The sequence below is a fragment of the Arthrobacter sp. 2YAF22_2 genome, assembly GCF_052114645.1.
GTDB lineage: Bacteria > Actinomycetota > Actinomycetes > Actinomycetales > Micrococcaceae > Arthrobacter.
Genome location: NZ_JBFRFD010000698.1, coordinates 1 through 1,462, shown reverse-complemented (window position 1 = coordinate 1,462; position 1,462 = coordinate 1). Strand labels below are relative to the sequence as shown.

Here is a 1,462-nt window from a genome sequence, read left to right as displayed (position 1 = left end):
GGGCCGCACCGATTGGTGCGGCCCCGCTGCCGTTCCTGCTTAATTCTTGGCCCTAAGCCTGAGCCGGGCGTTGCTGGGACCGGGCGCTGGCGTAGAGGCAGACTGTCGCCGCAGTACCGAGGTTGAGGCTTTCCGCATCCCCGTAAGCCGGAACAGCCACCCGGTGGTCTGCCAGGGCAAGTTCCTCCTCCGACAGGCCCTGCGCCTCGTTGCCGAACAGCCACGCCGTCGGCTGCTCCAGGGCGTAAACGGAGCCGGCGTCGGATAGGCCCAGGCGCCGCGCTGTGTTCTCGTCCTGCAATCGGTCCAGGTTCAACTGGCCGTAACCGTCCGCCGCCAGGACGCCGATCCCCCGCTCCTTACACCGTGCCGCGACTTCCGCGGGGTCTGCGCCCAGGACAACGGGGAGGTGGAAGAGCGAGCCGGCGGTGGAACGCACCGCCTTCGGGTTGTAGATGTCCACGCTGGACCCGGTGAGGACCACGGCGCCGGCGCCGGCGGCGTCGGCGGCACGCAGCACCGTTCCCGCGTTCCCGGGATCCCGGACCTGGCACAGGACCGCGACCAGCTGCGGAGCCGCGTCCAGCACCTGATCGAGGCCGACGTCCAGGAAACCGCAGACCGCGAGTATGCCTTGCGGGGTGACCGTGTCCGCCATCGCGGCGAGTACCTCGTCGGTGGCGAGGTAGGCCGTGGTGCCTTCTGCGAGGGTCTCCAGTTCCGGGTGCCGGTCCAGGCAGGACTCGCTGGCGTACACCTCGTAGACGATCCCGGGTTCCCCCGCGGCGAGCCGCTTCTGATGCAGCTTCAGGGCCTCACGTACAGCCTGCGGGCCCTCCGCCAGGAATTCGCGGCGCTTTAAACGGGCCGGGCGCCCGGCAAGCTGTGCCACCTTCCTCACCCGATCGGCTCGGGGGTTGGAGAGTGGAAAGTCTTGCGGGCGCCCGGATTCGTTCATAGTAGAACCTTAGTTGCTCTCGCGAGCGGTTCTAGAACGGCCTAGCTTTGAGTCCGTTGCTACTCGGCGGCCTTTGCGGCAGCCGGCTTCTTCGCGGCGGGCTTCTTCGCAGCCTTCGGGGCCGCGGCAGCCTCGGCCTGGACGGCCGGAGCGGACGTGTCGGCCGGCAGCGAGTCCTTGGCGACCTTGACCAGCGCGGCGAAGGCGTTGGCGTCGGAGACGGCCAGCTCGGCCAGCATACGGCGATCAACCTCGACCTCAGCGGCCTTGAGGCCCTGGATCAGGCGGTTGTAGGTCAGGCCGTTGGCGCGGGATGCAGCGTTGATGCGCTGGATCCACAGGCGGCGGAAGTCGCCCTTCTTCTTCTTGCGGTCGCCGTAGCTGTACACAAACGAGTGCAGCAGCTGCTCTTTCGCCTTGCGGTACAGGCGTGAACGCTGTCCCCGGTAGCCCTTTGCGCGTTCGAGGATAACCCTGCGCTTCTTGTGGGCGTTGACCGCCCTC

General features: G+C 67.9%; 2 protein-coding genes. Both read right to left on the bottom strand.

Features of this window, described 5'->3' with window-relative positions; all coding sequences use genetic code 11:
- Positions 1-52: 52 nt before the first annotated feature.
- Positions 53-958 (bottom strand): TrmH family RNA methyltransferase, encoded by a 906-nt coding sequence (locus tag AB4Y86_RS18795; RefSeq protein ID WP_441403649.1) that lies wholly within the window; start codon positions 956-958, stop codon positions 53-55.
- Between the two features lie 59 nt (positions 959-1,017).
- The coding region (gene rplT / locus AB4Y86_RS18790; protein WP_441403648.1) for a 50S ribosomal protein L20 at positions 1,018-1,462 on the bottom strand (445 nt) is incomplete at its 5' end.